The organism is Serratia oryzae, assembly GCF_001976145.1.
GTDB classification, from domain to species: Bacteria; Pseudomonadota; Gammaproteobacteria; order Enterobacterales; family Enterobacteriaceae; genus Chania; species Chania oryzae.
On record NZ_MOXD01000021.1, the window covers coordinates 20195 to 27252 of the forward strand.

Annotated in this window: 5 protein-coding genes and 2 other RNA genes; all 7 read left to right on the top strand. The window is 55.0% G+C overall.

Translation table 11 applies throughout. From position 1 onward, the window contains the following. The first annotated feature begins 21 nt into the window (after nucleotides 1-21). A non-coding RNA gene (locus tag BMI79_RS22070) (RtT sRNA) lies at nucleotides 22-151 on the top strand. Between the two features lie 32 nt (nucleotides 152-183). Next, a non-coding RNA gene (locus BMI79_RS22075) (RtT sRNA) lies at nucleotides 184-313 on the top strand. Between the two features lie 702 nt (nucleotides 314-1015). Next, nucleotides 1016-2623, top strand: a complete 1608-nt coding sequence (gene dppA / locus BMI79_RS22080) for a dipeptide ABC transporter periplasmic-binding protein DppA (RefSeq protein WP_076944299.1) — start codon at nucleotides 1016-1018, stop codon at nucleotides 2621-2623. A 269-nt stretch (nucleotides 2624-2892) separates the two neighbouring features. After that, on the top strand, nucleotides 2893-3912 hold the full coding sequence (dppB, locus tag BMI79_RS22085; protein WP_076944300.1) for a dipeptide ABC transporter permease DppB: 1020 nt from the start codon (nucleotides 2893-2895) through the stop codon (nucleotides 3910-3912). Between the two features lie 11 nt (nucleotides 3913-3923). Then, the gene (gene dppC / locus BMI79_RS22090) at nucleotides 3924-4826 is read left to right on the top strand and encodes a dipeptide ABC transporter permease DppC (protein WP_076944301.1); all 903 of its coding nucleotides are present in this window, start codon (nucleotides 3924-3926) and stop codon (nucleotides 4824-4826) included. A 14-nt stretch (nucleotides 4827-4840) separates the two neighbouring features. Beyond that, entirely contained in the window at nucleotides 4841-5821 is a 981-nt protein-coding gene (gene dppD, locus BMI79_RS22095) for a dipeptide ABC transporter ATP-binding protein (RefSeq protein WP_076944302.1), read from the top strand. Continuing rightward, a complete protein-coding gene (dppF, locus tag BMI79_RS22100) occupies nucleotides 5818-6807 on the top strand; it encodes a dipeptide ABC transporter ATP-binding subunit DppF (protein ID WP_076944303.1) in 990 nt (329 codons plus the stop codon). Before dppD ends, dppF begins: the two co-directional genes overlap by 4 nt. The last annotated feature ends 251 nt before the right edge of the window (nucleotides 6808-7058 follow it).

The window sequence follows — 7058 nt, forward strand, 5'->3', positions numbered from 1 at the left end:
CCTGCTTTTTAGCAGGTTTTTTTTCGTCTGAAATTCAAGAGGATGAGAACCTCCGAAGGAGGTTTGAGCCGAGCAAAGCGAGACAACGTTGCTTTAGCAACGGCCCGCAGGGCACGCATCGAAGATGCGAGTTATCCTCTCTCGCCGACCACATTTGAAAAACCTGCTTTTTAGCAGGTTTTTTTTCGTCTGAAATTCAAGAGGATGAGAACCTCCGAAGGAGGTTTGAGCCGAGCAAAGCGAGACAACGTTGCTTTAGCAACGGCCCGCAGGGCACGCATCGAAGATGCGAGTTATCCTCTCTCGCCGACCATATTTGAAAAACCTGCTTTCGAGCAGGTTTTTTTTCGTCTGAAATTCAAGAACATCGAAGAGGCAAGTTATCTTCCTCCTCTCGCTTGAAGCCACAAACAGAAGTTTTTTTACGCCATGCAGAATAGGGCTGAGGTACCGATTACAAAACGCTATCCCCTCCGACCTTTTGGGTAACGCGCAGCATTTCCTCCTGTCTTTTAGTCTGATCACAAAAATAACCGTTCAGATATTCATCGTTTAGCAACAAACTTTTTTGGTTTTCTGTTGGAGCTTAACGCTGGATAAATTCTATTGGATGGCTTATTGGTCTGAAATAAGGCCCATAGCACAAATTTTAATTCTGCAAATGTTATCGGGAGGTTTTTTTTATGTTTGTTTGCTGTTTCTCACACTCTAGGTAAATCACCACTGGTTATATTGACGGCACCCCAAACAGTTGGCAATTTGGTAACCTCAGGGATAAGAGCGAGGGTTGCATGAGTGAATTCCACGTGCTCAAACGCCCGCTGTGATACGTTCCATCCGGCACTCTTGCGCTATTATTCCTCTTGCCTGCGGGCACCCACTGCACAGACCGCGTAACAAAAAATATAGGGTCTGGCAGTATTTACCCGATAGGTTTCAAGCCGTAGCTCACCTCGTTATGGCCTGGAAATGAGGGCGTACACACACACCACATCACATTATTGGAGCACTAGCGATGACAAGTTCCTTGGCGAAATCGGGGATTGTGAAATTCGGTATTGGGCTGATCGCGCTGACCATTGCGGCCAGCGTGCAGGCAAAAACCCTGGTTTACTGTTCTGAAGGCTCTCCTGAAGGCTTTAACCCGCAGTTGTTCACCTCGGGTACCACTTACGATGCCAGCTCTGTGCCAATCTATAACCGCTTGGTTGAGTTCAAACTGGGTACCACCGAACTGGAACCCGGCCTGGCCGAGAAGTGGGAAGTCAGCGAAGACGGCAAAACCTATACCTTCCACCTGCGTAAAGGCGTGAAGTGGCAAAGCACCAAAGATTTTAAACCGACCCGTGATTTTAATGCCGACGACGTTATTTTCTCTTTCCAACGTCAGCTTGATCCTAACCACGCTTATCACAAAGTCTCTGGCGGCACCTATGAGTACTTCCAGGGTATGGGCATGGGCGACTTGATTGCCAAGATTGAAAAAGTGGACGACCATACCGTACGCTTTGTGCTGACCCGCCCAGAAGCGCCATTCCTGGCCGATCTGGGGATGGATTTCGCCTCTATCCTGTCGGCTGAGTATGCCGACAATATGCTGAAAGCCGGCACGCCAGAGAAAGTGGACTTGAACCCGGTGGGTACCGGTCCGTTCCAACTGCTGCAATACCAGAAAGATTCCAAAATTCTCTACAAGGCCTTTGACGGTTTCTGGGGCACCAAGCCGCAGATCGATCGTTTAGTCTTCTCGATCACGCCGGATGCCTCCGTGCGTTACGCCAAACTGCAGAAAAACGAGTGCCAGGTCATGCCGTACCCGAACCCGGCTGACATTGCCCGTATGAAGCAGGACAAAGCCATCAATCTGATGGAGCAGCCTGGCCTGAACGTCGGTTATCTGTCGTTCAACGTCGAGAAAAAGCCGCTGGATAATGTGAAGGTGCGTCAGGCACTGACCATGGCAGTGAATAAGCAGGCGATCATCGAAGCGGTTTATCAGGGCGCAGGTCAGTCTGCCAAGAACCTGATCCCACCTACCATGTGGGGCTACAACGATGTGGTGCAGGATTACGCTTACGATCCTGCCAAGGCCAAAGAACTGCTGAAAGAAGCTGGCTTGCCGGAGGGGTTCACCATCGATCTGTGGGCGATGCCGGTACAGCGCCCATACAACCCGAACGCACGTCGTATGGCCGAGATGATTCAGTCTGACTGGGCGAAGATTGGTGTGAAAGCCAATATCGTTACCTACGAGTGGGGCGAATACCTCAAGCGCGCTAAAGACGGCGAGCATCAGGCGGTGATGATGGGCTGGACCGGGGACAATGGGGATCCGGACAACTTCTTCGCTACCCTGTTCAGCTGTGCTGCCGCCAAAGATGGCTCGAACTACTCCCGCTGGTGCTACAAGCCGTTTGAAGATCTGATTCAACCGGCGCGTGCTGAAGCGAACCACGACAAACGCGCAGAACTCTACAAGCAGGCTCAGGTAGTGATGCACGATCAGGCTCCGGCGCTGATCATCGCTCACTCAACCGTTTATGAGCCAGTGCGTAAAGAAGTGAAGGGCTATGTGGTGGATCCGCTTGGTAAGCATCACTTTGAAAACGTTTCTCTGGATTAAATTTTAATCCGCTGCACGGTCAGATGGCCGTGCGGTGCTCACAATCTCGCCTATCTTAAATAGTATGCGTCGATGGTTGTGCACTGCACGTCTTGCTCTCTGGCCTGCTTGCCGGGTTAAAAGCCAGAATTAGGTACGGTGAATAGGCAGGGGCGCAACGGTTTGCGCCCCTGCATTCCTGTCCCTAAAAGGAATGTTGTGAAGCATGTGAGTTTTAATAAGCTTGGTGGACGATGAGCTGCCGGGCATTGATACAGAGAGTTCGGGATATGTTGCAGTTCATACTCCGACGTTTGGGGCTAGTTATCCCAACGTTTATCGGCATAACGTTGCTGACTTTTGCATTCGTCCATATGATCCCCGGTGACCCGGTGACCATCATGGCCGGGGAACGCGGGATCTCCGCAGAGCGCCATGCACAGCTCATGGCAGAAATGGGGCTGGACAAGCCGCTGTTTCAACAATATTTCCATTACGTATCCAACGTGCTGCATGGCGATCTGGGTACGTCACTAAAGAGCCGTATTTCCGTTTGGACAGAATTCGTCCCGCGCTTTAAAGCCACGCTGGAACTGGGTCTTTGCGCGATGCTTTTCGCAGTGATCGTCGGTATCCCGGTGGGCGTTCTGGCGGCGGTTAAACGGGGCTCTGTCTTCGATCACACCGCCGTGGGTATCTCCCTGACGGGCTACTCGATGCCGATTTTCTGGTGGGGCATGATGCTGATCATGTTGGTATCGGTGCAGCTCAACCTGACGCCGGTGTCGGGGCGGGTCAGTGACACGGTGTTCCTGGACGACAGCCTGCCGCTAACCGGCTTTATGCTGATCGATACCCTATTCTGGGGTGAACCAGGCGATTTCAAAGATGCGGTGATGCATATGATCCTGCCTGCGATCGTGCTGGGCACCATTCCGCTGGCGGTGATCGTGCGTATGACCCGTTCCTCGATGCTGGAAGTGCTGGGTGAAGACTACATCCGTACCGCGCGCGCCAAAGGGGTGAGCCGCATGCGGGTGATCGTGGTGCATGCGCTGCGTAACGCCTTGTTGCCGGTGGTCACGGTGATCGGTTTGCAGGTTGGCACCATGCTGGCCGGCGCGATCCTCACCGAAACCATCTTCTCCTGGCCGGGGCTGGGCCGTTGGCTGATGGACGCGCTGCAACGCCGCGACTATCCGGTTGTTCAGGGCGGCGTATTGCTGGTCGCCTGTATGATTATTCTGGTTAACCTGCTGGTAGACGTGCTCTACGGTGTGGTCAACCCGCGTATTCGCCACAAGAAATAAGGGGCGCTCTGATGTCTCAAGTTACCGAGTCGGTAGTAAAAGGTGCGCCGAAGCCAATGACCCCGTTCCAGGAGTTCTGGCACTATTTCAAGCGCAACAAAGGGGCCGTGATTGGCCTGGTTTATATCATCATTATGCTGATCGTGGCCGTGGGGGCCGGGTTCCTGGCACCACACGCCCCGGCTGAACAATTCCGCGATGCCTTGCTCAAGCCACCGGTGTGGCAGGAAGGCGGTAGCTGGCAGTATCTGTTGGGCACCGACGATGTGGGGCGCGATGTGCTGTCGCGCCTGATGTACGGTGCGCGTTTGTCGCTGCTGGTGGGCTGCCTGGTGGTGGTGCTGTCGCTGATCATGGGCGTGGTGTTTGGTCTGCTGGCAGGCTATTTCGGCGGCGTGGTGGATGCGATCATCATGCGTATTGTCGATATCATGCTGGCGCTGCCAAGCCTGCTGTTAGCTCTGGTGCTGGTGGCGGTGTTTGGCCCGTCGATCGTTAACGCCTCGTTGGCGCTGACGTTTGTGGCCTTGCCGCACTACGTGCGTTTAACCCGTGCGGCGGTGCTGGTTGAGGTCAACCGCGATTACGTCACCGCTTCCCGCGTGGCGGGCGCTGGTGCGCTGCGCCAGATGTTCGTCAATATTCTGCCAAACTGCCTGGCACCGCTGATCGTGCAGGCGTCTCTGGGTTTCTCGAATGCCATTCTGGATATGGCTGCCCTCGGCTTTCTCGGCATGGGCGCACAACCGCCAACGCCAGAGTGGGGCACCATGCTCTCCGATGTACTGCAGTTCGCGCAAAGTGCCTGGTGGGTTGTGACCTTCCCTGGTGTGGCAATTCTGCTGACGGTTCTGGCATTTAACCTGATGGGGGACGGCTTGCGTGATGCTCTCGACCCCAAACTCAAGCAGTAACAGAGGACGAGAGAATGGCGTTATTGAATGTAGACAAGCTTTCGGTTCACTTCGGTGACGAAGGTGCGCCGTTCCGCGCGGTAGATCGAATCAGCTACAGCGTGGAACAAGGTCAAGTGGTTGGCATCGTCGGTGAATCCGGCTCTGGTAAATCCGTCAGTTCGCTGGCGATCATGGGGCTGATTGATTATCCCGGCAAGGTGATGGCCGACAAACTGGAGTTCAACGGCCAGGACCTGCGTAAGATTTCCGAAAAAGAGCGCCGCCAGTTGGTGGGCTCTGAAGTGGCGATGATTTTCCAGGATCCGATGACCAGCCTGAACCCATGCTACACCGTGGGTTACCAGATCATGGAGGCGCTGAAGGTGCATCAGGGCGGCAACCGCCGCACCCGTCGTACACGCGCTATCGATCTCCTGACGCTGGTGGGCATCCCCGATCCGGCCTCGCGGCTGGATGTGTATCCGCATCAGCTTTCCGGTGGTATGAGCCAGCGCGTGATGATCGCTATGGCGATCGCCTGTCGGCCCAAGCTGCTGATCGCCGATGAACCGACCACTGCGCTTGATGTGACTATTCAGGCACAGATCATCGAACTGCTGCTGGAATTGCAACAGCGTGAAAATATGGCGCTGCTGCTGATCACCCACGATCTGGCTCTGGTGGCGGAAGCGGCGCATCACATCATTGTGATGTATGCCGGGCAGGTGGTGGAATCGGGCAAGGCAGCGGAAATCTTCCGTGCGCCGCGCCACCCCTATACGCAGGCGCTGTTGCGTGCGCTGCCGGAATTCGCTGCCGACAAGGCGCGCCTGGCCTCGCTGCCGGGCGTGGTGCCGGGGAAATACGATCGTCCGGAAGGCTGTTTGCTCAACCCGCGCTGCCCGTATGCCACCGAGCGTTGCCGTAGTGAGGAGCCAGAATTGAGCACTATTCCTGGCCGTCAGGTTAAATGTCACACACCGCTGGATGATGCGGGGAGGCCGACCGTATGAGCCAGAATCACCCTTTATTGCAGGCCATTGACCTGAAAAAGCACTACCCGGTCAAGAAGGGGATGTTTGCCCCGGAACGGCTGGTGAAAGCGCTGGACGGCGTTTCCTTCACGCTGGAACGTGGTAAAACGCTGGCGGTGGTGGGGGAGTCCGGCTGCGGTAAATCCACGCTGGGCCGCCTGCTGACGATGATCGAAATCCCGACCGGCGGTGAACTCTATTATCAGGGGCAGGATCTGCTGAAGCCAGACGTGACGGCAGAGAAACTGCGCCGCCAGAAGATCCAGATCGTGTTCCAGAATCCTTACGGATCGCTTAACCCGCGCAAGAAGGTCGGGCAGATCCTTGAGGAGCCACTGTTGATCAACACGTCTCTCTCCGTTGTTGAACGGCGTGAAAAGGTGTTGGCGATGATGGCGAAAGTCGGCCTGAAAACCGAACATTACGATCGCTATCCGCACATGTTTTCCGGTGGGCAGCGCCAGCGTATCGCCATTGCGCGTGGGCTGATGCTCAACCCGGACGTGGTGATCGCCGATGAGCCGGTGTCGGCGCTCGACGTTTCGGTGCGCGCGCAGGTGCTGAACCTGATGATGGATTTGCAACAGGATCTGGGGCTGTCTTATGTGTTTATTTCCCACGATCTGTCGGTTGTTGAGCATATCGCCGATGAAGTGATGGTGATGTACCTCGGCCGCTGTGTAGAAAAGGGCAGTAAAGATGCCATCTTCAACAACCCACGACATCCGTATACGCAGGCGCTGCTTTCTGCTACCCCGCGCCTGAACCCGGATATGCGCCGTGAGCGCATCAAGCTGACTGGCGAACTGCCAAGCCCGATGAACCCACCGCCAGGCTGTGCGTTCAATGCCCGCTGCCGCCGTGCGTTTGGCACCTGCACGCAGTTGCAGCCGCAGTTGAAAAAGTACGGTGAGCAGATGGTGGCATGCTTTGCGATCGATCAGGATGAGGCCTCAGGTTCCTGAGGCTGTTTTCTGCCACTGAATGCACTCAACGCCGGTAGAAATATCGGCGTTTTTTATTTGCGGTGGTGATGAATAAAAAAGCACGCCCGAAGGCGCAATGTCTGTCAGTGAAGGCTAACCAGTTCCCTTGTATGTTTGTAGTTGATGTAAAAAGATAGGTTGTACCGTGTTCTTACCCGGCGTGGCAGCACGTACGCCCTCTGGGACACCAAGCCCGTGGGAGAGCTTATTGCGCCACGTCGGTTTCATGA